This window comes from Microbacterium arborescens (assembly GCF_049707515.1).
GTDB lineage: Bacteria > Actinomycetota > Actinomycetes > Actinomycetales > Microbacteriaceae > Microbacterium > Microbacterium arborescens_B.
The window spans coordinates 110,354-133,242 of the sequence record NZ_JBNAFI010000008.1; the positions used below are offsets into that span (position 1 = coordinate 110,354).

Annotated in this window: 22 protein-coding genes and 1 tRNA gene; 11 read left to right on the top strand and 12 right to left on the bottom strand. The window is 70.3% G+C overall.

Annotation, left to right across the window (positions count from 1 at the left end):
• The first annotated feature begins 20 nt into the window (after positions 1–20).
• The gene (locus ACPYN5_RS14925) at positions 21–314 is read left to right on the top strand and encodes a hypothetical protein (RefSeq protein ID WP_424449776.1); all 294 of its coding nucleotides are present in this window, start codon (positions 21–23) and stop codon (positions 312–314) included.
• Here ACPYN5_RS14925 and ACPYN5_RS14930 read toward each other — a convergent pair.
• Positions 295–1,401 (bottom strand): glycosyltransferase, encoded by a 1,107-nt coding sequence (locus tag ACPYN5_RS14930; RefSeq protein ID WP_424449777.1) that lies wholly within the window; start codon positions 1,399–1,401, stop codon positions 295–297. The two genes, ACPYN5_RS14925 and ACPYN5_RS14930, sit on opposite strands and share 20 nt — an antisense overlap.
• Positions 1,402–1,403: 2 nt before the next feature.
• Entirely contained in the window at positions 1,404–2,552 is a 1,149-nt protein-coding gene (locus ACPYN5_RS14935; protein ID WP_424449803.1) for a glycosyltransferase, read from the bottom strand.
• Between the two features lie 222 nt (positions 2,553–2,774).
• Between ACPYN5_RS14935 and ACPYN5_RS14940 the strand changes: the two genes are divergently transcribed.
• Positions 2,775–3,368 (top strand): hypothetical protein, encoded by a 594-nt coding sequence (locus ACPYN5_RS14940; RefSeq protein ID WP_424449778.1) that lies wholly within the window; start codon positions 2,775–2,777, stop codon positions 3,366–3,368.
• A gap of 92 nt (positions 3,369–3,460) precedes the next feature.
• On the opposite strand, the gene ACPYN5_RS14945 is transcribed toward ACPYN5_RS14940, so the two are convergent.
• The 5 genes from ACPYN5_RS14945 to dnaK all read right to left on the bottom strand — a co-directional run bounded on the left by ACPYN5_RS14945 (position 3,461) and on the right by dnaK (position 8,575).
• Positions 3,461–4,345 (bottom strand): hypothetical protein, encoded by an 885-nt coding sequence (locus tag ACPYN5_RS14945; RefSeq protein ID WP_424449779.1) that lies wholly within the window; start codon positions 4,343–4,345, stop codon positions 3,461–3,463.
• Between the two features lie 173 nt (positions 4,346–4,518).
• Positions 4,519–4,959 (bottom strand): heat shock protein transcriptional repressor HspR, encoded by a 441-nt coding sequence (locus ACPYN5_RS14950; RefSeq protein ID WP_424449780.1) that lies wholly within the window; start codon positions 4,957–4,959, stop codon positions 4,519–4,521.
• A gap of 99 nt (positions 4,960–5,058) precedes the next feature.
• Positions 5,059–6,066 (bottom strand): DnaJ C-terminal domain-containing protein, encoded by a 1,008-nt coding sequence (locus ACPYN5_RS14955; RefSeq protein WP_424449781.1) that lies wholly within the window; start codon positions 6,064–6,066, stop codon positions 5,059–5,061.
• A gap of 11 nt (positions 6,067–6,077) precedes the next feature.
• Positions 6,078–6,704 (bottom strand): nucleotide exchange factor GrpE, encoded by a 627-nt coding sequence (locus ACPYN5_RS14960; protein WP_424449782.1) that lies wholly within the window; start codon positions 6,702–6,704, stop codon positions 6,078–6,080.
• 2 nt (positions 6,705–6,706) lie between these two features.
• Positions 6,707–8,575 (bottom strand): molecular chaperone DnaK, encoded by a 1,869-nt coding sequence (gene dnaK / locus ACPYN5_RS14965; protein WP_424449783.1) that lies wholly within the window; start codon positions 8,573–8,575, stop codon positions 6,707–6,709.
• 336 nt (positions 8,576–8,911) lie between these two features.
• Between dnaK and ACPYN5_RS14970 the strand changes: the two genes are divergently transcribed.
• Together ACPYN5_RS14970 and ACPYN5_RS14975 are read left to right on the top strand one after the other, a co-directional pair.
• Positions 8,912–9,631 carry a response regulator transcription factor gene (locus ACPYN5_RS14970; protein ID WP_424449784.1) on the top strand — a complete coding sequence of 240 codons (720 nt, stop codon included), beginning with the start codon at positions 8,912–8,914 and terminating at the stop codon, positions 9,629–9,631.
• 111 nt (positions 9,632–9,742) lie between these two features.
• The gene (locus ACPYN5_RS14975) at positions 9,743–11,200 is read left to right on the top strand and encodes an MFS transporter (protein WP_424449785.1); all 1,458 of its coding nucleotides are present in this window, start codon (positions 9,743–9,745) and stop codon (positions 11,198–11,200) included.
• A gap of 6 nt (positions 11,201–11,206) precedes the next feature.
• Here the strand turns inward: ACPYN5_RS14975 and ACPYN5_RS14980 are convergent, their stop codons facing one another.
• From ACPYN5_RS14980 to ACPYN5_RS14990, 3 genes are all read right to left on the bottom strand, one after another.
• Positions 11,207–11,653 carry a GNAT family N-acetyltransferase gene (locus tag ACPYN5_RS14980; RefSeq protein ID WP_424449786.1) on the bottom strand — a complete coding sequence of 149 codons (447 nt, stop codon included), beginning with the start codon at positions 11,651–11,653 and terminating at the stop codon, positions 11,207–11,209.
• 58 nt (positions 11,654–11,711) lie between these two features.
• Positions 11,712–13,379, bottom strand: a complete 1,668-nt coding sequence (locus ACPYN5_RS14985) for a BCCT family transporter (RefSeq protein WP_424449787.1) — start codon at positions 13,377–13,379, stop codon at positions 11,712–11,714.
• 78 nt (positions 13,380–13,457) lie between these two features.
• The gene (locus tag ACPYN5_RS14990) at positions 13,458–14,024 is read right to left on the bottom strand and encodes a MarR family winged helix-turn-helix transcriptional regulator (RefSeq protein ID WP_424449788.1); all 567 of its coding nucleotides are present in this window, start codon (positions 14,022–14,024) and stop codon (positions 13,458–13,460) included.
• A gap of 112 nt (positions 14,025–14,136) precedes the next feature.
• On the opposite strand from ACPYN5_RS14990, the gene ACPYN5_RS14995 reads away from it, so the two are divergent.
• Positions 14,137–14,793 (top strand): hypothetical protein, encoded by a 657-nt coding sequence (locus tag ACPYN5_RS14995; RefSeq protein ID WP_424449789.1) that lies wholly within the window; start codon positions 14,137–14,139, stop codon positions 14,791–14,793.
• A 68-nt stretch (positions 14,794–14,861) separates the two neighbouring features.
• Here the strand turns inward: ACPYN5_RS14995 and dcd are convergent, their stop codons facing one another.
• Together dcd and ACPYN5_RS15005 are read right to left on the bottom strand one after the other, a co-directional pair.
• Positions 14,862–15,467: a dCTP deaminase gene (gene dcd, locus ACPYN5_RS15000; protein WP_424449790.1), complete on the bottom strand. Its 606-nt coding sequence runs from the start codon at positions 15,465–15,467 to the stop codon at positions 14,862–14,864.
• A 50-nt stretch (positions 15,468–15,517) separates the two neighbouring features.
• Positions 15,518–16,519: a LacI family DNA-binding transcriptional regulator gene (locus tag ACPYN5_RS15005; protein ID WP_424449791.1), complete on the bottom strand. Its 1,002-nt coding sequence runs from the start codon at positions 16,517–16,519 to the stop codon at positions 15,518–15,520.
• 206 nt (positions 16,520–16,725) lie between these two features.
• Here ACPYN5_RS15005 and ACPYN5_RS15010 point away from each other — a divergent pair, with 206 nt between their 5' ends.
• The 6 genes from ACPYN5_RS15010 to ACPYN5_RS15035 all read left to right on the top strand — a co-directional run bounded on the left by ACPYN5_RS15010 (position 16,726) and on the right by ACPYN5_RS15035 (position 22,694).
• The gene (locus tag ACPYN5_RS15010; protein WP_424449792.1) at positions 16,726–18,030 is read left to right on the top strand and encodes an ABC transporter substrate-binding protein; all 1,305 of its coding nucleotides are present in this window, start codon (positions 16,726–16,728) and stop codon (positions 18,028–18,030) included.
• Between the two features lie 8 nt (positions 18,031–18,038).
• Positions 18,039–19,055: a carbohydrate ABC transporter permease gene (locus tag ACPYN5_RS15015; protein WP_424449793.1), complete on the top strand. Its 1,017-nt coding sequence runs from the start codon at positions 18,039–18,041 to the stop codon at positions 19,053–19,055.
• Positions 19,052–19,948, top strand: a complete 897-nt coding sequence (locus ACPYN5_RS15020; RefSeq protein WP_424449794.1) for a carbohydrate ABC transporter permease — start codon at positions 19,052–19,054, stop codon at positions 19,946–19,948. The genes ACPYN5_RS15015 and ACPYN5_RS15020 overlap by 4 nt, the downstream gene beginning before the upstream one ends.
• A 79-nt stretch (positions 19,949–20,027) precedes the next feature.
• Complete coding sequence (locus ACPYN5_RS15025; protein ID WP_424449804.1) at positions 20,028–22,253, top strand: beta-xylosidase/alpha-l-arabinosidase; 2,226 nt, start codon at positions 20,028–20,030, stop codon at positions 22,251–22,253.
• Positions 22,254–22,295: 42 nt separating this feature from the next.
• Positions 22,296–22,598: a hypothetical protein gene (locus ACPYN5_RS15030; RefSeq protein ID WP_424449795.1), complete on the top strand. Its 303-nt coding sequence runs from the start codon at positions 22,296–22,298 to the stop codon at positions 22,596–22,598.
• Between the two features lie 25 nt (positions 22,599–22,623).
• Positions 22,624–22,694: transfer RNA gene (locus ACPYN5_RS15035), tRNA-Gly, on the top strand.
• The last annotated feature ends 195 nt before the right edge of the window (positions 22,695–22,889 follow it).

Below are 22,889 nucleotides of genomic sequence, written 5' to 3' on the forward strand. Positions count from 1 at the left end.
ATCATCGTAGCGTTCCTGCCATGTCCCGTGAACTGTTTCTCCTCGCCCTCGGCCTGCTCGTGGTCTTCGCGGCAGCCGCCACCATCGTGGTCGCCTCGCGCGACGGGTATCGCCGCATCCCGACCGACCCGACCCGCCTTCCGCTCCGGCGACGTCGCGGCGCCGGAACTCCTCGCCGACTGTCGCGGCGCCAGGCGGAAGCCGGCGAGGGACGGGTCGGCGACGCGGCAGCCCGCGGCGCCACGGCCCGGGGACCTCAGCCCCGCGGGTCTCAGACCGCCCCGGCCGGCCGGGTCAGCGCGCGCGGAGCGTAACGGCGCGTCGGGATGCCGCGAGCAGCCGCGACGCCGACTCCGTCCAGGTGAAGCGGGCGATGTGCGCGCGTCCTGCCGCGACGAGCCCCGCCCGGGCCTCGTCGTCATCGAGGGACTCGACGGCGGCGGCGAAGGCGCGAGGGTCGCGTGGCGGCACATACAGCGCGCCGTCCCCGCCGACCTCGTGGAAGATCTCCATGTCGCTGACCACCGCGGGAACACCGAGCTCGAGCGCCTCGGCGATCGGCAGGCCGTACCCCTCGTCGAGACTCAGCGTGGCGAGCAACCCGGCGTCGGCGAGGAGCGCGGCGTATTCGGCATCCGTCACACCGCCGTGGAAGACGATGTGGGCGTCCGACGGCGCGAGCTGCTCGAGCTCGGCGCGACGCGCATCCGAGATGCGGCTCAGCAGGTGCAGAGTGCGGCCCGGCAGCCACTGCATCGAGCGGACGAGGGTCTCGACGTTCTTGTAGGGCATGAACGAGCCCATGTAGACGATGTTGCGCGGTTTCGCGGCCCCCGGCATCGCGCCCGCCGGAGCGAGCTCGGCCAGACGCTGCGGCGCGTTGGGAAGCACGACGACCTCGCGCTTGGTGAGCCTTACGTCGGCGAACTGCCGCTTGCTCGTCTCACTCACCGTCGCGACGATGTCGGCGGCGTTGAGCGTGGCACGCTGCGGCGCGTACGACAGGTGGAACAGGCGCCAGCCCAGGCGGACGAACCACGACAGGTCGCGCGGGGGCGTGCGATGCCGGTAGTAGATCGTGTCGTGCAGGGTGAGGATCAGACCGAACCGGCGCCCCAGAGCGCCGATGGTCTGCATCGGCGAGTACACGACGTCGGGCCGGTGCCGGTTCAACCGCAGGGCCGCGACCGGCTCGAGCACCGACGTCGGCGCGTGCAGCGTGACATGCGGCGCCCCGTCGGGCAGGAAGGCGAGCTGCGCGGGGTCGTGCACGATGAAGGTGACCTCCACGCCCTCCCCGGGCGCCGCCGCGAAGACGGCGTGGGCGAGCTCGTGCGAGAACCGGCTGATGCCGTCGTGGAAGTCGGTGCGGATGTAGCGCGCGTCGAAGAAGAGCCGCATCGTCAGGCGTCGAGCGGCTCGCCGCGGTAGAGCTTCTCGAAGGTGTCGAGAGTGCGCTCGATGTCGTGGATCTCGACGCCGTCGAGCGATGCCTGCTGCATCCGCAGGTACTCCTCGGGCGAGGCGGTGAGCACGCGGCGCAGCTTGTCGGCGAGGTCGTCGACGTTGCCGGGCTCGAAGAGGTAGCCGTTGACGCCCGACTGGACGAGGTGCGGCAGGGCGACGGCATCCGCTGCGACGACCGGCAGCCCCGAGGCCATGGCCTCCATCGTCGCGATCGACTGGAGCTCGGCGATCGAGGCGATCGCGAACACGTCGGCGCGCGTGTACGCCGCGCGGAGCTCGGCCTCGTCGGTGCGACCGTGGAAGGTCACGCGATCGCTGATGCCGAGCTGCTGAGCGGTCTGCTCGAGGTTCCGGCGCTGATCGCCACCGCCGACGATGTCGAAGTGCACGTCGAGCTGCGGCGCCAGCTGCGCGACCGCCTTGAGGGTCACCTCGACGTGCTTCTCGGTGGTGAGGCGACCGACGAACAGGATGCGGCGGTGCTCGCGAGGCGTCAGGTCGGGGGTGTAGTTGCGCTTGTCGATGCCGCAGCTGATCGGGATCACGCCGGAGATGTCGATCGTGTCCTGGAGGAACTCCGCCGCCTTGCGCGTCGGAGTGGTCACCGCGCGTGACATCTCGAAGGTGCGCCGGGCGTCGTCCCAGCAGAGCTTGATGATGATCTTGTCGAGGAACGGCGGCAGCGTCGTGAAGTCGATGACGTTCTCCGCCATGACGTGGTTGGTCGCGACCACCGGGATGCCCCGCTTCGTGGCCTCGCGCGTGAGCCCGCGCCCGATGACGATGTGGGACTGACTGTGCACGACATCCGGCTTGACCGAATCGAGCACGCGGCGGGCGTAGTGCTTCGACCGCCAGGGCAGCACGAATCGCAGCCAGTCATGGGGGTACCAGCGCCAGCCCGGCAGGCGATGCACGGTCAGGTCGGCGCCCTCGATGTTCTCGGTGAAGGTGCCCGACTGCGAGTGCTTCACGCTCGGCGTCACGACGTGCACGTCGTGACCGCGGGCGGCGAGACCGGCGGAGAGCCGCTCGGCGAAGCGGGCGGCGCCGTTGACGTCGGGTGCGAAGGTGTCGGCACCCATCACGATGGTCAGGGGTGCGCGCGAACTGGCGGGAACACCCTCGGTCGTCGTGGATTCGGTCACGGGTCAGGCCCAATCTGTACGGCGGAGTGCCGCCGGCTTCAGCCGTCGCGGCGGGCCCGAGCTTACCGGAGCGGTCTCAGCGCTTCCCGGAGGCGGGGCGGCGTTGGGGGAAACCCGAGCGTGCAGGCGCATGCCAGCCGACATCCCTAGGCTGAGGGCATGGCCCGACTCGAAGCCGACGCCGATCCCGCCCGTTGGGTGGCCGTCACCGAATCCTTCGGATTCTCCGGTCGCCGCGCCCGCAAACGCGCGATCGGGATGCTGCTCGGCCAGGCGAACACCGCGATCGGCGGTGCACCGCGCCCAGGGGGACGCTTCGCCGCGTGGGTCGCGAGCCAGGCCGTGCCGATGCTCATGCGCCGCGCGAACGGACGCGTGCGGGCGTGGATGTGGAAGGCCGACCCCGAGCTGCTCGTCGTCCTCGCCCAGATGCAGGAGGCGACGCCGCAGGTGCGCACCGCGCGGGCGATGATGCCGATGGAGTATGACGACACCGAGGACTTCCGCTCGCCGTACCTCGGTGTGGGCGAGAAGCTCGTCATGACGCTGCCGCCCGACCCCCGGACGCCCCCGTTCGTGTCGTACACCTGGGACACCGGCTCGCACCTCGTGACGCTGTCGGCCGTGTGCGCCGACCGGGAACGCGTGGGCACCGTGCTGGACGAGCTCGATCACCTCGCCCGTTCGCTCCGGGTGGTCGACGACCTGACCCTCGGCGAGAGCGCCGGAACCCTCCGCCTTCCGCCCGCCTGACGACTTCTCTTTCCGTCTCCGACCCGACGCAAACGGTCGTCATGCGCCGGTGCGGGCAGCCGTTCGCGTCGGGTCGACGTCGGGAGCGGCAGTCAGCGGGTCAGTGCCTCCTGAGCGCGCAGAAGGATGGCGCGTCGCCGCGCACCGCGGTGGCTCTTGTTCACCCGGATGACACGCCAGCCGAGGCGCGCGAGGTCGTCGAGGCGGTCGACGTCGCGGCCGTACTGGGTGTCATCGAGGCGGTGCTGCTGACCGTCGTACTCCAGCAGCACGCGGCGTTCGGCATCGACGAGGTCGCCGTACGCCACGAAGCGCCCGGACTCGTCTCGGATGACGGCGTTCACCTCGAACGACGTCATCCCGAGAGCTTCGGCGTCGAGGCGGAGCTCGGTCTCGGCCACGGAGTCGGTGCGTTCCCGGCAGCGCTCGTACGCGCGACGAAGCACGCGCACGCCGCGCCGGCCGGCCCACGCCGCCACGGCGGCTTCGAGCTGCTCGCGCGACAGGACGGGGTCGTGTCTGCGCAGGAGGGAATCGGCGGCGATGATGAGTTCGCGCTCGTCCATGAGTTCCGCCGATTGACACCAGGCGACGGCCGGATGCTCGATGGGCACGGGGCCGAACCGCCACCGGCTCGGAGCCGCGGCCTCGTGTCCGCGTACGCCGACACCGCGGGCCCGTCCGTACGGTCGCGGCACGGCGACATCCACGTCCGCACGCAGTCGGTCGGGGATCCAGCCGCCGACCACGGCGATCGCGGTCGCGTGACTGAAGTGCTCGCCGGGCCGGAGCTTCGGCAGATACGACGCGGCGAGCGCGCGCACGTCGGTCACGTCGTCCCTCGAGCGGATGCCGTGGAAGGGCGCTCGGAGGTCGCCCGATCGCAGCCGCGCCCGCGTGACTCCCGACGCCCGCGCGAGCCCGACGGTGAAGGCATCGGGCAACGCCGGAGGCAGCTCGGCCGGGCGACGCGTCATCTCCCCACCGTGCCGCGTCGACAGCCGCATCCGCTGCCCGTCCCCACCTCTCCGGCGCTCGCCCGACGGCGCCCCGCCTGTGGAGGACAGAACGACCCGCCGAGCCGACGCGAATAGTCGCCTCGCGCGCCGGATGACGACCCTTCGCGTCGGCTCGCGCGCGGGGGCGGGAGCTAGTCGGCGGGCGGGTCGGCGGGGCGGCGGTAGAGCACGACCTCGGTCGCGCGGCGGACGCGGGCGCCGTGGCGCAGGGTCACGACGGCGCCGGTCGCGCCGGCGGCGAACACGCGCGCACCGGGGCGCTGCTGCATCTCGTCGCGCAGGCGCTGCTCGAGGTCGCGGACGTCGCGGCGGAGCCCGGCGACCTCGTTCTCGAGTTCGAGGATGCGCTTGATGGCGGGCAGGCTGATGCCCTCCGCCGACATCTGCGCGACCTCCCGCAGCTGACGGATGTGCCGGAGCGAATACCGACGCGACCCGCCCTGCGTGCGCCCGGGCACGACGAGCCCGAGCCGGTCGTACTGCCGGAGGGTCTGCGCGTGCATCGCCGCGAGCTCCGACGCCGCCGCGATCGCGAAGATCGGGGCGTCCTCATCGATGTCGTCTTCGGCCATGGCTGCTCACCTCCGGTACGTGTCGGGAAAGTCGATGTCCCCGTCCGCCGCGCCTGCGCCGATCCTGGCTGGCAGACGCGGCGGTCGCGGACGGATGGATCAGCCGCGCGCCTTGTTCATCAGGTCGGCGCGGGGGTTGTCGCGGGGTTCGACCTCCGCGAACCTCTCGAGGGCGGCTCGGGCCTCCTCGTCGAGGTGTGCGGGCACGGCGACCTGCACCTCGGCCAGCAGATCGCCCGTCCCCTTGGCCGTGCTCACGCCGCGGCCTTTGACGCGCAGCACGCGACCCGAGGGCGTGCCGGGGGCGACACGCAGTTTGACCGGCTCGCCCCCGAGCGTGGGGACCTCGATCGTCGCGCCGAGGGCCGCCTCGGTGAAGGTCACCGGCACCACGACGCGCAGGTTGAGCCCGTCGCGGGTGAACACCGGATGCGGGCGCACGGTGACCGACACGACGATGTCACCGGCCTCGCCGCCGTCGGGCGACGGACGCCCGCGGCCGCGGAGTCGGATCTTCTGCCCGTCGGCGACGCCGGCGGGCACCTTCACCTTGAACGGCTTGCCGTCCTCGCCCTGGAGCGTGACGGTGTCGCCGCGCACCGCCGTGGCGAAGTCGAGCGTCGTCCGCGCCGTGACGTCGGCACCGCGCTGCGGCCCGCCGAAGCCCTGGAATCCCCCGGTCGAGCGACCGAAGCCGCCCGAACCGAACCGGCTGCCTCGACCGCCGCTCTGCTGGTTGAACATCGCGAAGATGTCGTCGAAGTCGGCACCGCGGGCTCCGGTGCCGCCGCGGGCACCCTGGTTGAACGCGCTGAAGACGTCCTCGAAGCCGCCTGCGCCCTGGCCGCCCGCGGTGAAGCGGGCATTGCCCGACCCCATCGCCCGGATCTGGTCGTACTCGGCGCGCTGCTCCTTGTCGGAGAGCACGGAGTACGCCTCGCTCATCTCCTTGAACTTCGCCTCGGCCGCGGGGTCTCCCTGGGTCGAGTCGGGGTGGTACTTGCGCGCGAGCTTGCGGTAGGTCTTCTTCAGATCGGCCTCGGAGACGTCCTTCGAGACGCCCAGCACCTTGTAGAAGTCCTTGTCGAACCAGTCCTGACTGGCCATATGCGTGCCTCCTATTCGGCCGGCACGGCGACGACGACCTTCGCCGGACGCAGCTCGATGCTGCCGAGGCGGTATCCGACCTCGACGACCTCGAGGATCGTCGGCTCGGTCGTGCCCGGGGTGGGCGCCTGGAAGATCGCCTCGTGCTGCTGCGGGTCGAACGCATCGCCCGCGGCGCCGTAGGTCTCCACGCCCAGCCGCGACACGACTCCCCGCAGCTTGTCGGCGATCGCCGCCAGGGGCGACCCCTCGACGAGGTCACCGTGCTTGTCGGCACGGTCGAGGTCGTCGAGCACCGGCAGCAGCCCCTTGGCCACCGAGCCCTTGGCCCGCTCGATCTCGACCTCGCGCTGGTCCTCGGTGCGGCGGCGGTAGTTCGCGTACTCCGCCTGCACGCGCTTGAGGTCGAGCAGCAGGTCGTGCTCCCCGGCAGGGGCCTCGGCGACGGCCGCCTCGTCGGACTGGGCCGCTCCGAGGATGTCGTCGATGGTCAGCTCGTCGTCCGCAGCCGCGGCATCCGCGGCATCCGTCGCTTCGGGCTCCCCGTGCGCGTCGGGGCCGGACGCCTGCGCGCCCGACCCCTCCTCGCCGAGGACCTCGTCGTCGCCGTGCGGCTCTTCGAAGTCCTTGTCGGTCATGATTACTTCTTCTCGTCCTCGTCTTCGACGACCTCGGCGTCGACGACATCCTCATCGGATGCCGCTGCGCCGGCGTCGCCCGTGGGGGCGTCGGTCGGGGCGCTCTGCGCCTGGTCGGCCTGACCCTGCGCGTAGATCGCTTCGCCCAGCTTGCCCTGCGACGCGTTGAGCTTGTCGAACGCGGTCTTCACCGCGTCGTCATCGTCTCCGGCGAGGGCGGTCTTCAGCGCGTCGACGTCGCCCTGCACCTCGGTCTTGACGTCCTCGGGCAGCTTGTCGGCGTTGTCGGCGATGAGCTTCTCGATCGAGTACGACAGCGTCTCGGCCTGGTTGCGGACCTCGGCGGCCTCGCGGCGCTTCTTGTCCTCGGCCGCGTGCTCCTCGGCCTCGCGCACCATGCGCTCGATGTCGTCCTTGGGCAGCGACGAGCCGCCGGTGATCGTCATCGACTGCTCCTTGCCGGTGCCCTTGTCCTTCGCCGACACGTGCACGATGCCGTTGGCGTCGATGTCGAAGGTCACCTCGACCTGCGGGATGCCGCGGGGCGCCGGCGCGATGCCGGTGAGCTCGAAGGTTCCCAGCGGCTTGTTGTCGCGGGTGAAGTCGCGCTCGCCCTGGAAGACCTGGATGGCCACCGACGGCTGGTTGTCGTCGGCGGTGGTGAAGGTCTCGCTGCGCTTGGTCGGGATGGCGGTGTTGCGCTCGATGAGCTTCGTCATGATGCCGCCCTTGGTCTCGATGCCGAGGCTCAGGGGGGTGACGTCGATGAGGAGGACGTCCTTGCGCTCGCCCTTGAGGACGCCGGCCTGCAGGGCGGCGCCGACGGCGACGACCTCGTCCGGGTTCACGCCCTTGTTGGGCTCCTTGCCGGCTTCCTTCTTCACCAGCTCGGAGACGGCGGGCATACGGGTCGAGCCACCGACGAGCACGACGTGGTCGATGTCGCCGACCTTGATGCCGGCCTCGCGGATGACGTCTTCGAAGGGCTTCTTGGTGCGGTCGAGGAGGTCCTTGGTGAGGTCCTCGAACTTGGCACGCGAGAGCGTCTCGGACAGCGAGACCGGGCCCGAGTCGGTCAGCGAGAGGTACGGCAGGTTGATCGAGGTCGACTGCGAGCTCGAGAGCTCCTTCTTCGCCTGCTCAGCAGCTTCCTTGAGGCGCTGCAGGGCGATCTTGTCGCCCGAGACGTCGACACCGGTCGTGTCCTTGAACTGCTTGATGAGGTACTCGACGACGCGCTGGTCCCAGTCGTCGCCGCCGAGCCGGTTGTCACCGGCGGTCGCGCGCACCTGGATCGTGGAGAAGTCGTCGTCCTTGCCCACTTCGAGCAGCGAGACGTCGAAGGTTCCACCACCGAGGTCGAAGACGAGGATGAGCTCGTCCTCCTTGCCCTTGTCGAGGCCGTACGCAAGCGCGGCGGCAGTCGGCTCGTTGATGATGCGCAGGACGTTCAGTCCCGAGATCTCACCGGCCTCCTTCGTGGCCTGGCGCTCGGCGTCGTTGAAGTACGCGGGAACGGTGATGACGGCGTCGGTGACCGTGTCGCCCAGGTACTGCTCGGCGTCGCGCTTGAGCTTCTGGAGGATGCGGGCCGAGATCTCCTGCGGCGTGTACGCCTTGCCGTCGATCGCCTGGGTCTTCCAGTCGGTGCCCATGTGGCGCTTGACCGAGGTCAGCGTGCGGTCGACGTTGGTGACGGCCTGGCGCTTGGCGGTCTCGCCGACGAGCACCTCGCCGTCCTTCGTGAATGCGACGACCGAGGGGGTCGTGCGGAGCCCTTCGGCGTTGGCGATGACCTTGGGCTCGCCACCCTCGAGGACGGCGACGACGGAGTTCGTCGTTCCCAGGTCGATACCCACTGCTCGTGCCATGAGTTGTCTCCTTACTTGCGGTTCGTGTGGATCGGAAGTCTGCGGCGGCCCAACCTGAGCCGCGATGACTCAACTGTAACCGCGCACGATTTCACTGTCAAGCGAACTTGAGTCGACCCGTATCAAGTTCGTCCCCTCCTGCCCGCGTTGGCGTCGAGGGACGCCCTGTTGAGGAAAACCTGAGGAAATGCGTCGGGTGGACCATCGTCTCCTCCCAGGCGCGGACACTATGTTGAGTCCACCGATGACAAGAAGCGTGAACCCGAACTCGCCTCTCGTCGACCTCGAGCCCGGACTGGGCGGTCGTCGAGCGATCCTGCACGCCTGGAGCCGGTCATGACCCGCACTGTCGTCGTGATCGAGGATGACGACGACCTCCGCAACCTGCTCGGCCACACGCTGGAGCAGCACGGCTTCGAGGTGCACGCCTTCGCCGACGGCCCGGCGGGTGTCGACGCCGTGCGCCTGTTGCGCCCGGACCTCACCACCGTCGACGTCAAGCTCGCCGGTATCGACGGCTTCGAAGCGGTGCGCCGCATCCGCGCCTTCCACGACGGATACATCCTCATCATCAGCGCCGTCGACGAGGAGACCGCCACGGTCGAGGGCTTCCGCAGCGGCGCTGACGACTACGTCATCAAACCCTGGCGCCCCTACGAGCTCCGGGCGCGCATCGACGCCCTCATGCGCCGGCCCCGCAGCCTCAAGCCGCTCGAGGGAGCGGCGGGCTCGTGGATCGAGGCGGGAGACCTCCGGCTGAGCCCCGGCGCCCGTCGAGCGGAGCTCGCCGGACGGACGCTCGACCTCACCCGGTCGGAGTTCGACGTACTGCAGGCGCTCATGCAGCGCCCCGGGGATGTCATCGAGAAGGCCTGGATCGCCCTCATGCTGCGCCGGCAGAACGGCGCCCACGGCGAGCACGTCAGCGGGCACGATCTCCACGCGGTCGAGGTGCACATGATGAACCTGCGCCGCAAGCTCGGCGACGACGGCCGCACCGGTCGGTGGATCGAGACCGTGCGCGGCATCGGATACCGCTTCGCGCGTCGCGGCTGAAAAAGGCCGGCCCTCGGCTTTCCGCCGGATACGCTGACCCCGTCGCGATGATGCGACCGCCGCCGACCCGGCGGCACCGAGTGTTCACGGAGAGGTCCTAGCGTGCCCGGCATGTCACCCGAGTCGAACCCTCCCGGAGCGAACCCCGCCTCGACGCCGGCCGCCGCCGGCGTCCCCGCCCCGCCCACTGCCGCCGGAACCCAGGCGCTCGGGCGCATCGCCGACATGCAGACCCGAGAGGGCGACGAGCGCCCGGTCCCGCGCAGGGCCGTTGTCTCGTGGGCGCTGTGGGACTGGGCGACGCAGCCGTTCAACTCCGTCATCCTGACGTTCGTCTTCGCATCCCTCTTCCTCGTCTCCGATTCGTTCCTGCCCGCCGACGTCGCCGCGCTGGCCGACACCGATCCGGTGAAGGAGGCCGCGATCGCCGACCTGGCGAGCGGCTACGGCGTCGCCTCGACCGCCGCCGGCATCCTGATCCTGCTGCTCGCCCCGGTTCTCGGGCAGACCGCCGACCGATCGGGACGGAAGAAGCGCTGGCTGGGCGTCTTCACCGTCATCCTCGCGCTGCTGCAGTTCGCGCTGTTCTTCACCTTCGCCGACCCCGCCTTCTTCTGGTACGGCGCGATCGTCCTCTCGCTGGGCGCCGTCGTGTCCGAGATCGCGGGCGTCAACTACAACGCGATGCTCGTCGAGGTCTCGACGCCACGGACGATCGGGCGGGTCAGCGGGCTGGGGTGGGGCCTCGGATACATCGGCGGCATCATCGCGCTCGTCATCGTCGTGGTGCTCACCTTCGCGGACTGGTTCGGGATGGACACCAGCGGCGGCCTGGCCTACCGGCTGATCGCGGTGGGATGCGGCGTGTGGACGATCCTCTTCGCCATCCCGCTCCTGGTGAACGTTCCCGAGCGAGCAGCGCCGCCGAGCGCGCAGCGGGTCGGATTCTTCGCCGCGTACGTGCACCTGGTGAAGGACATCGTCCGCCTGTACCGGACCGAGCGCCCGACCTTCTGGTTCCTGCTGGCCAGCGCCGTGTACCGCGACGGCCTCGCCGGCGTCTTCGCCTTCGGCGGGGTCCTCGCCGCCCGCGCGTTCGGATTCTCCACGACCGAAGTGATGATCTTCGGCATCGCGGCCAACCTGGTCGCGGGCGCGTCGACGATCATCGCGGGACGCTTCGACGACCGTTTCGGCGCGCGCTCCGTGATCATCGCGACGCTCTCCGGCCTCATCGGCGTCGCCGTCCTCCTGCTGGTGCTGCAGGATGCCGGCTCGATCGTGTTCTGGGTCGCGGGGCTGATCCTCTCGGCGTGCGTGGGCCCGGCGCAGGCCGCGAGCCGATCCCTGCTCGCCCGTGTGACGCCCCCGGGGATGCAGGGCGAGATCTTCGGCCTCTACGCCACGACCGGACGCGTCGCGAGCTTCCTCTCCCCCGCCATGTGGGCCCTGTTCATCGCGTGGTTCGGCAGCATCGTCTGGGGCGTGCTCGGCATCGCCGTCGTACTGCTGCTGGGCCTCGTGCTGCTGCTGTTCGTGCGACTCCCGAAGCAGGCCGGCATCCGCTGACCCCGCTCAGGCGGCGCGGCGCATGGGAACGTGCGGAATGTCGTCCTCGGAGAATTCCGGCCCGCTGATCTCGAACCCGAACCGGCCGTACCAGCCCGCGAGGTGCTTCTGGGCGTCGAGGTCGATCGGAGCACCGGGCCACCGGTCGGTCGCCCGCTCGACCGCGGCGCGCATGAGCAGCGCCGACAACCCGCGGCCCCGGGCGTCGGCGGCCGTCGCGACCCGTCCGATGCGGGCGTTCCCGCCGGCATCGTGCAGCAGGCGCAGCGTCGCCAGCACGCGGCCGGCGTCCTCGATCCAGAACAACTCGGTGTCGGGTTCGAGGTCACGGCCGTCGAGCTCGGGATAGGCCGCGGCCTGCTCGACCACGAACACGCTGACCCGCAGCCAGAGCAGGCGGTAGAGGGTCTCGGCGGGAACGTCGGACAGACGGGCGGATGACACCTGAGGCATCCGCCCAGCGTACGACGAGGGGCCGGACGATCCCGCCCGGCCCCTCGTCGCGAACCCGTCAGCCGCGTCTTCCCACGATCCACGGGAAGCGCACTCCCCGCTCGTTCGGCTCTTCGACCTCGAGCCCGTAGTGATCGCCGATCCGCTCGATGAACTGCGCCCGCTCCGCGCGCGCATAGGCGCGACGCTCGCGCTGGAACGCGAGCACCGTCGACCAGCACATGAGCAGCATCACGATCGAGAACGGCAGGGCGATGAGGATGGCCGCCGTCTGCAGAGCCTGCAGCCCGCCGGCCACGAGGAGGGCGCTCGCGAGGGCCGCCGTGATGATGACGAAGAAGGTGCGCACCCACCGCGGCGGCTCGGGGTTGCCACCGGTCGCGATCATTCCCATGACGAGGGCGCCGGAGTCGGCCGAGGTGATGAAGAACACCGCGATGAGGACGATCGCGCCGACGGTCAGCACTCCGCCCGCGGGCAAGCCCTCGAGCAGCTGGAACAGGGCGCCCTGGAGGTCGACCGTGCCGTCGGGCGAGAGCATCGACCCGGGCTGATCGAGCTCGCGGTAGAGGGCCGAGCCGCCGAGAACGGCGAACCAGAGGATGCCGATCAGCGTGGGCACCAGCAGCACGCCCGCGACGAACTGCCGGACGGTGCGCCCCTTGCTCACGCGCGCGATGAAGATGCCGACGAAGGGCGCCCACGAGATCCACCAGCCCCAGTAGAACGAGGTCCACTGCGCCTGCCACTCCTCGCCGGCGACGCCCTGGAGCGCACTGACGGTGAAGGAGAGTCCGACGAAGTCCTGGATGTAGGCGCCGATCGACTGCACCCACTCGCGCAGCAGGAACTGGGTGGGCCCGGCGAAGAGGAGGAACAGCAGGAGGAGACCCGCCACGATGAGGTTGAAGTTCGAGAGCCACTTCATCCCCTTCGTCACCCCGGAGAGCACGGAGAACAGGACGAAGACGGACACGATCCCGATGAGTCCGATGAGCATCGCGTCGTTCATGGGCGGAAGGCCGATGAACTCCAGGCCGGAGCCCATCTGCATGACGCCGAGGCCGAGCGAGGTCGCGACGCCGAACAGCGTGCCGACGAGGGCCACGGTGTCGATGATGTTTCCGGCCGCGCCGCGCACGCGGTTGCCCAGCAGCGGCTCGAGCGCCCAGCGGATCGAGATGGGGCGGCGACGACGGTGGATGGCGTAGGCGAGCGCGAGGCCCACGACGACGTACATCGCCCAGGCGTGCACACCCCAGTGCAGGTAGGTCTGGGTCAGTGCCCCCTGAGCCAGCTGCTGCTCGGTGCCCGTCACTCCGGGTCGCGGGTTGACGAAGTGGCTGAGCGGCTCGCTCACGCCGTAGAACACGAGGCCGATGCCCATGCCGGCGGCGAACAGCAGCGAGAACCACGATCCGGTCGAGAACTCCGGTTCATCGTCGTCGCGCCCGAGCTTGATGTCGCCGAAGCGACTGAAGCCCACGAACAGGGCGAAGCCGACGAAGAACGCCGCGATGAGGACGTAGTACCAGTTGAACGAATCCACGATCGAGGTCTGGATGGCGCCGAAGAACGACTCCGCGGTGGCCGGAAACAGGATCGCGAAGGCGCTGAAGCCGACGATGACGACCGCTGCCGGCCAGAACACCCAGCGGGCGATCGTGCCCGGGGTGGACACCGCGGCTATGCGTTCTGCGGGAGAGGGCTGGTTCTCGGTGTTCACCGAACCAGGGTGACAGGATCGCGCCGCGAGGCAAAGCGGGCTGCGGCATTTGCCCGGGGCCGCAGCAACGGGTAATGCTCAGCCGCGCGGCCAGGCGTCGGCGAGCTTCCCGAGCAGCCGGGCGAGCTCGGCCCGCTCGGCGTCGGTGAAGTCGGCGAGGGCGCCCCCGAGCGCGGCCCGGCGCTCGCCGCGCACACCTGAGGCGAAGCTGCGCCCCGCGTCGGTCAGCGCGATGCGGGTGCGCCGGGCGTCGTCGGGGTCGGCCTCCCGCCGGACCAGGTCGAGCTCGACCGCCTGCTGCACGAGACGCGAGGCGCGGGGCTGGTCGACGCCGATCGCGTCGCCGATCTCGCTGACGGAGAGCGGGTGGGATGCCGCGACGAGGGCTTCGAGCATGCGCAGACGTGCGAGTCCCGCCATCCGGCCGCGCCCGTCGCCCGGACCGCCGCCCGACCCGAACGGGCCGCGTCCGCCGTGGGCGCCGAAGGGACCGCGACCGCCCGCGTGACGGTGCTGCGGCGCGTCGCGCGGGCCGTGATACCCCTGCCCGTCCGGGCCGTGAGGGGGGCCGAAGCGGCGCAGGCCGCGCAGCCGCGCGAGGGCGTCGGCGATCGCATCGATCTCGGAATCGTCAGGGCCGGCCATGCTCCGAGAATACATGCGACTTGACATGCACTCCGGGCCCATGTCATAGTGCATGTACATGCAAACTGACATACATTCGGCGCCGGATCGACCGGCCCACGAGAGGAACACCATGAACACTCACGACACGACAACGCCGGACATGACCCCCGACCGCTCGCTGCGCTTCTGGATGCGCGCGGCGCACTCCGCATTCACCGCCGAGCTCGCTCGAGTGCTGGCCGACGAAGGCCTCGATCGCCGCGACTGGGCCGTGCTCAACGTCCTCGCCGGCGTGCGCACCGCACCCGGTCTCGATGAGCGGGTGCAGCGCGGCGGCAAGCGCGTCCGCGCCCTCGCCGCCCGCGGTTGGGCGACCGAGGCGGACGGGCGCTGGATCGCCACCGACGAGGGACGCCGCGAGCGCGACCGCATCCACGGTCTCGTCGGCGAGGTGCGCGGCCGCGCGAGCGGCGCCGTCTCGGACGACGACTTCGCCACGACGCTCGCCTCGCTCGAGAAGATCGCGCGATCCCTCGGCTGGGACGAGAACACGCCGCGCGACTGCGGACCCCGCGGGCGCCACGGCTTCGGCCCCGGTCGCGGCTTCGGCTTCGGCCCGCGCTTCGGCGGCTTCCGCGCGGGCTTCGGCCCGAAGCACGGTGAGCACGCACACGGCGCGCACGCACACGGCGCGCACCCGCACGGCGAGCACCCGCGTCACCGCGGCGAGCGCGCCTTCGAGCGCGGCTTCACAGCCGGCTTCCGTGCCGGGCGCGACGCCGCCTGACGCACTGCGTCCACCGCATTCGACCCCGGGGCCAAGCCTCGGGGTCGAATGCGTTCACGGACCCCGCGTCAGGCTCCCCGAGACCCGGCGTCCCTGTCGCTCACGTCGGTCCGGTGGAAGTTCTGGAACGACCGCGACGCCGTCGGCCCGCGCTGACCCTGGTAGCGGTTGCCGTACGGCCCCGACCCGTAGGGGTTCTCGCTGGCCGAGGTGAGCCGGAAGAAGCACAGCTGCCCGATCTTCATCCCCGGCCACAGCTTGATCGGCAACGTCGCGACGTTCGCGAGCTCGAGAGTGACGTGACCCTCGAACCCGGGATCGATGAAGCCGGCCGTCGAATGCGTGATGAGACCGAGGCGACCGAGCGAGGACTTGCCCTCGAGGCGCGCGGCCACATCATCGCCGAGTCGCACCTGCTCGAAGGTCGAGCCGAGAGCGAACTCGCCCGGATGCAGGATGAACGGCTGGTCGGGATCGACCTCGATCAGCCTCGTCAGCTCGGGCTGGTCCTGCGCAGGGTCGATGAAGGGGTACTTGTGGTTGTCGAAGAGCCGGAAGTACCGGTCGAGCCGGACGTCGACGCTCGAGGGCTGCACCATCGAGACGTCCCACGGATCGAGTCCGATGCGCCCCTCGTCGATTCCGGCACGGATGTCGCGATCACTGAACAGCACGCTCACAGCCTAGGGCGCGGGTGCGGCGGCACGCCGCGCACCCGCACGGATCAGCCGCCGGGCGGTGCCGTCGTCTGCCGGGCGACGAGCTTCGTCGGAAGCCGGAGATGCGTCGCCGGCGGCGTCTCACCGCGCATCAGGGCGAGCAGCATCTGCACCGCGGCGGCCCCCAGTCGCCCCATCGGCTGACGGACGGTCGTGAGCGGCACCGGCAGCCGCGTCGCCTCGGGGATGTCGTCGAATCCGACGACAGACAGGTCTCGGGGCACATCGAGGCCGAGCTCCGCCGCGACCTGCAGGATCGCGATCGCCGAGACGTCGTTGGCGGCGAAGACGGCGGTGGGACGGTCCGTCGTCGAGAGCATCTCGATCGCCACCTCGCGCACGGTCGCCTCGCGGTAGCGGCCCGCTCCGACGTACGTCGGGTCGAACGGGATGCCGGCCTCGGCGAGCGCTCGCCGGTATCCGGCATCCCGGGCGATCGACGAGCGGAGGTCGGCGCGGCCGGCGATGTATCCGATGCGGGTGTGCCCGAGGCCGATGAGGTAGGCCGTCGCCTCGCGCGCACCGCCGTAGCTGTCGCTCTCGACGATCGGGACGTCGGCCGGACCGGTGTGCGGGTCGATCGCGACGAGGGGCACATCGGCGCTGGCGCGGACGACGGTGGGGGTGACCATGATCGCGCCATCGATCAGCGTGCCGCTCAGCCGCGAGAGCGACCGGCGCTCCCACCCCTCTTCGTCGCCGCGCGAGCCCGAGTAGGCCAGCAGGTCGTAGCTGGTGTCGCGCAGGGCCTCGCCGACCCCCTTGAGGATCTCGGCACTGAACGGCTCGAAGTCGGCGACGAGGACGCCGATCACCCCCGTCGAGCGCGAGCGCATGCTGCTGGCGATCAGGCTCGACTCGTAGCCGAGGTCGGCGACCGCCGACATGACGGCATCCACCGTCGCCGTGGCGACTCCGTATCGGCCGTTCACCGCCTTCGACACCGTCGAGACCGAGACTCCCGCGCGCGCCGCGACGTCGTGGATCGTGGGTCGGCGTCCGGTCATGCTCGAATGCTAGCCCCGATGGAAACCGTTTTCGAAAACGTTTGACACCGCTTTGTTGCCGCCGCAAACTTTCGGTGTCCGACAGCACCGATGAACGTCCGACGACTCCGAGCAGCGCCGCCGGGTCGGTCCAGCACCCCGTGCAGAGGCCGTGCCGCGGCGCGCTCACCGGCAGATGTCCACTCAACGAAGAGAGAAGGATTCACATGGCACGCACCATCACGGCCCGCCGGAAGGCGGCCGTCACGGCAGCCGTCCTGGCCGCGGGGGCACTCGCCCTCACCTCCTGCAGCAGCGGCGGCGACGGCGGCAGCAGCGACGGCACCGTCGAGATGACCCTCTGGCAGAACTCCACGACCGGTCCCGGTCAGGAGTTCTGGAAAGATGCGATCGCCGCGTTCGAGGCGGAGAACGAGAACGTGAAGATCTCGATGCAGTCCGTTCAGAACGAGGACATGGACGGAAAGCTCCAGACCGCGCTCAACGCCGGCGACCCGCCCGACATCTTCCTGCAGCGCGGCGGCGGCAAGATGGCCGCCATGGTGCAGGCCGGCCAGCTGATGGATCTCACCGACCTCATCGGCGACACCGCCAAGGAAGAGATCTCGGAGGGCTCGTTCAAGGCCGAGACCTACCAGGACAAGGTGTGGGCGATGCCGCTCGCGGTGCTCCCCAGCGGGTTCTGGTACAGCTCCGACCTCTTCGCCCAGGCGGGGATCACCGAGCCTCCCGCCACCGTCGACGACCTCGAGGCCGTCGTCGGCCAGCTCAAGGATGCCGGCATCGCACCCATCGCGCTGGGCGCGAAGGACGCCTGGCCCGCGGCGCACTGGTTCTACAACTTCGCCCTCCGCGAGTGCAGCGCCGAGACGATCGAGGCCACCGGCGACTCGAAGGACTTCAGCGACGACTGCTGGCTGAAGTCCGCCGAGGACCTCGCGGACTTCGCGGAACTGCAGCCCTTCAACGAGGGGTACCTCACCACCTCGGCGCAGCAGGGCGCAGGCAGCAGCGCGGGCCTGATCGCCAACCACCAGGCCGGCATGGAGCTGATGGGGGCCTGGAACCCGGGCGTCATCGCCTCGCTGACTCCGGACGAGCAGCCGCTGCCCGACCTGGCGTGGTTCCCCTTCCCCGAGCTGTCGGGCGGCGCGGGTGAGCCCGGCTCGATCATGGGCGGCGTCGACGGATACTCGTGCTCGGCCAAGGCCCCGAAGGAGTGCGCCGACTTCCTCAACTTCCTCGCGACGTCCGACCAGCAGGAGGCGTACTACAAGGCGTTCAACGCACCCCCGGTGAACTCGGTCGCTCAGGGCGCGGTCGAGGAGGAGTACCTGCAGGCAGTCCTGGCCGCCTACAACAAGGCTCCCTTCGTGTCGCAGTGGCTCGACACCGTGCTCGGCCAGAACGTCGGCAATGCGCTGAACGTCGCGGTCGTCGACCTGCTGGCCGGCAAGAGCTCGCCCGAGCAGATGATCCAGTCGGTCTCCGACGCGGCGAAGAAGGGCTGATCCGCATCATGTCGCTCAGCGAGACAGCCGTGGCGGCCGCCGCCGACGGCACGGATCTCGCGGCGCGGGGCGGGGGCGTCACGACGACGCCCCCGCCCTCCCGGCGCCGCCGCGGAATGGGCTGGTCGGGTCGCCTCGAGATCGCGGTGCTCATCGGCCCCGCCCTGGTGATGTTCGTCGGGTTCGTCATCTTCCCCGTCGTGATGGCGGCCTACTACGGCTTCTTCCGCTGGCAGGGATACGGGCCGCCCACCGAGTTCGTCGGCCTGCAGAACTACATCACGATCCTCACCGACCCGACCTTCGTCGAGGCGCTCGGCCACAACGCGATCATCGTCGTGGCATCCCTCGTCCTGCAGGGTCCCGTCGCGGTGCTCCTCGCACTGCTGCTCAACCGCCGCATGCGGGGCCAGTCGGTCATCCGCGTGCTGATCTTCGTGCCCTACGTCATCGCCGAGGTGGTCGTGGGCACGGGGTTCGGGCTCATGCTGCAGACCCAGGGCGCTCTCAACGGGGCCCTCGAGCAGCTCGGACTCGGCGCGCTCACACGCGACTGGATCGCCGACCCCTCGATCGCGATCTGGACGCTCATGGCCATCCTGACCTGGAAGTACGTCGGCTTCGCCGTCATCCTCTTCCTCGCCGGCCTGCAGGGCATCCCCGAGGAGCTGTACGAGGCCGCCGCCCTCGACGGCGCCGGCTACTGGCAGATGCACTGGCGGATCACCCTGCCGCTGCTCGCCCCCACCCTGCGCATCTGGGCGTTCCTGTCGATCATCGGCGCACTGCAGCTGTTCGACCTCGTCTACATCATCTGGGGCCAGTACGTCGCCTCGACCGCCGGCACCTCGACGATGGCCACCTACATGGTCGTCAACGGCCGAAACGCCGGCAGCTACGGCTTCGGAAACGCCGTCGCCGTCGTGATCTTCCTCATCTCCCTCGTCGTCGCGATCGTCTACCAGCGCTACGTGCTGCGTCGCGACACCGCGGGGGCCATCACCGAAGGGAAGCCGGAGCGATGACCGCCCTCACCTCCCCCGCCACCCGCGCGATCGTCGCGCCCGCACCGACCGGTCGTCGCGGACGCCGCAAGGAACGCCTGCCCTGGGGCAGCCCGGTGGTCTACTTCGTCGCCCTCGTGGTGATCGCGCTGATGCTCGCGCCGGTGCTGTACATCATCATCGGCGGCTTCCGCAGCAACGCCCAGATCACCGTCGATCCCGCCGGCTGGCCGGCGCCCTGGAACATCGAGAACTACCTGGCGGTGCTCACCGGCTCGCAGTTCTGGCAGCAGGTGCTCAACTCCACGATCGCCGCCGGCGCGACGACGATCGGGGCGGTGCTGCTCGGGCTCATGGCGAGCTACATTCTCGCCCGGTACCGGTTCCGCGGGCGCGGGGTGCTGTACGCCGTCTTCGCCTCGGGCCTGATGTTCCCCATCACCGTCGCGATCACGCCGCTCTACATCGTCATCCGCGACCTGGGCCTGATGAACTCGCTCGCGGGCATCATCCTTCCCCAGATCGCGTTCGCGCTGCCGATGACGATCATCATCCTGGTGCCGTTCCTGCGGGCGATCCCCGACGAGATCCAAGAGGCGGCGTTCATCGACGGATGCGGGCGCCTGTCGTTCTTCTGGCGGATGGTGCTCCCCCTGTCGGTGCCCGGCGTCATCACCGTGGGCATCCTGGCCTTCATCGGCAGCTGGAACAGCTACCTGCTGCCCCTGTTCATCCTCAACAACGAGGCGACGTTCACCCTGCCCCTCGGCGTGCAGGCGTTCTCGTCGCAGTACTCGGTCGACACCGCGAAGGTGCTCGCCTTCACGTCGCTGTCGATGCTTCCCGCCCTGGCGTTCTTCAGCCTGTTCGAGCGCCGCATCGTCGGCGGTCTGACCGGCGCCGTCAAGGGCTGATCCCCTCCACAGAAAGCACGGGACCGTGACCCTCACCGATATCTCCGTCTCCACGCGCGTCGCCGACCTGGTCGCCCGCATGACCCTCGACGAGAAGCTCGCACAGCTGGTGGGCTTCTGGGTCGACCAGGGCGACGAGGTCGTCGCCCCCATGGCCGGCGAGATGGCGTCGTCCACCGCCTACGCCGACGCCACCGTCCACGGCCTCGGCCAGCTGACCCGCGTCTACGGCACCCGCCCCGTCGACCCGATCGAGCGCGCGGCGTGGTTGTGGAACGAGCAGCGCCGCCTCGTCCGCGAGACGCGACTGGGCATCCCGGCGCTCGTTCACGAGGAGTGCCTGACGGGCCTGGCGGCGTGGCAGGCGGCGACCTTTCCCACTCCCCTCGCGTGGGGCGCGGCTTTCGACCCCGAGCTCGTCGAGGAGATGGGCGCGCTGATCGGCGAGTCGATGCGCGAGCTCGGCATCCATCAGGGGCTCGCCCCCGTGCTCGACGTGATCCGCGATCCGCGCTGGGGCCGCGTCGACGAGTGCATCGCCGAAGACCCCTACGTCGTGGGCGTCATCGGCACGGCGTACGTCCGCGGACTGCAGAGCGCCGGCGTGCACGCGACGCTCAAGCACTTCGTGGGCTACTCGGGCTCGCAGTCGGGCCGCAACCACGCGCCGGTCCACGCCGGGCCGCGAGAGATCGCCGACGTCTTCCTCCCGCCGTTCGAGATGGCCGTCCGCGACGGCGGTGTGCGGTCGGTCATGAACTCGTACGCGGAGATCGACGGGATGCCGGTGGGCGCGACCCCCGCCTACCTCACCGACATCCTGCGCGACGAGTGGGGCTTCGACGGCACGGTCGTGTCGGACTACTTCTCGGTCGCGTTCCTGCAGAGCATGCACGGAGTCGCCCGTGACCGCGGCGAGGCGGCCCGGCTCGCCCTCGAGGCCGGGATCGACGTCGAGCTCCCCACGGGAGACGCGTTCACCGCGCCGCTGGCCGCGCAGGTGCGCGATGGGCTCGTAGATGAGGCGATCGTCGATCGTGCCGTGCGCCGAGTGCTGTCGCAGAAGGAGGAGGTGGGGCTGCTCGACGAGACGTTCGAGACGCCGCCGACGAGCGTCGACCTCGATTCGCCCGCACACCGTGCGGCCGCCCGCCGCCTGGCCGAGGAGTCGGTCGTGCTGCTGAGCAACAACGGCGTGCTGCCGCTCGCGTCACCCCGCCGCGTCGCCGTGATCGGGCCGAACGGCGACAGCTCGGAGGCGCTGATGGGCTGCTACTCGTTCGCGAATCACGTGCTGGCCCACCACCCGGGCGTGCCGCTGGGATTCGAGATCCCGACGCTCGCGGCATCCGTCGCCGCGGCGCTGCCGGATGCCGACGTCACCGTCGTGCGCGGCTGCGACGCCGAGGGCGACGACCGCTCGGGCTTCGCTGAGGCGGAGGATGCCGCGCGTGCTGCGGAGGTGGCGATTGTCGCGGTCGGCGACCGGGCCGGGCTCTTCGGGCGCGGCACCGTGGGCGAAGGGAACGACGCCGACTCGCTCGAGCTGCCGGGCGTGCAGCGCGAACTCGTCGAGCGCCTCGTCGCGACGGGCACGCCGGTCGTGCTCGTCATCCTGTCGGGTCGGCCGTACGCGATCGACTGGGCGCTGTCGGGCGATGACGCCGCAGCGGCAGCGCTGCAGGCGTTCTTCCCCGGCGAGGAGGGCGCGTCCGCGATCGCGGCCATCCTGACCGGCGAGGTCTCGCCGTCGGGACGCCTGCCGGTGTCGCTTCCCCGCTCGTCGGGAGCGCAGCCGTACAGCTATCTTCACCCGATCCTGGGCGGTCCCAGCGAGATCACGAGCGCCGACAGCACCCCGGCCCTTCCGTTCGGGCACGGCCTGACCTACACGTCCTTCCAGCGCAGCGGTCTGACGGCCCCGGGCGCGGTGACGGCGGGCGGGTCGTTCACGGCGCGCGTCCGGGTGCGCAACACCGGCGAGCGCGCGGGCACCGACGTCGTGCAGATCTACGCCCGCGACGTGCACGCCAGTGTCACGAGGCCCGTCGCGCAGCTGCTCGGCTTCGCCCGCGTCGACCTGGATGCCGGCGCCGAGGCGACCGTCGCGTTCGACGTCCCGACGGGGCGGCTCGCTTTCACCGGACGCGACGGGGTGCGGATCGTCGAGCCCGGCACGGTCGAGCTGTGGGTCGGCCCCTCGTGCGCGGAGCGTGAGACGGAGGCAGAGATCGAGGTCACCGAGGACGTGCACCGGGTCACCGCGTCCGATCGCCGGATCGTCGAAGTGTCGATCGAGCGGTGATCGGGGTCGTGCCGAGCGGGCACGGCCGATAGGGTTCGGGCCATGTACAACGACTACTCCGGGCCCGCAGCGGCCTTCGGCATCGGCTTCGTCGTGCTCGGCATCGCCCTCTACCTCGGGACGATCGCACTCGTCCTGTGGGTGAGCTACCTGCTGATGCGCACGGCAGTGAAGAACGGGATGCTGCTCGCGATGCGCGAGGGCGGCCAGCCGTTCCCGCCCGGATACGGCACCGGTCCCCGACCGGCTGCCCCGCCCTACCCGGAGGCGCCGCCGGCACCGGGTGGTCCGGCCGCGTCCGGTCCGGGTGGTCCTGCTTCCGGCGGCCCAGCACCCGTGGGGTAAGCTGACCGAGCACCTCCGGGTGCCTGGGGCTGTAGTTCAATGGCAGAACATCTGCTTCCCAAGCAGATAGCGCGGGTTCGATTCCCGTCAGCCCCTCCGAGCGAGAGGGACGCGGCCAACGGTCGGGTCCGTTTCGCATTCGCGGGGTTGCCATCCGAACCGGGGCACTCAGGCGGAGGAGACGATTCGCCGCAGGAGTGCTTCGCGCTCGGGCTGTGAATAACAGCGCTCCGTGGCGGCGTTCTGACTTCGCTACGTGACGTGTCTACAGCAGCTCGGTTCTCGCAGGGC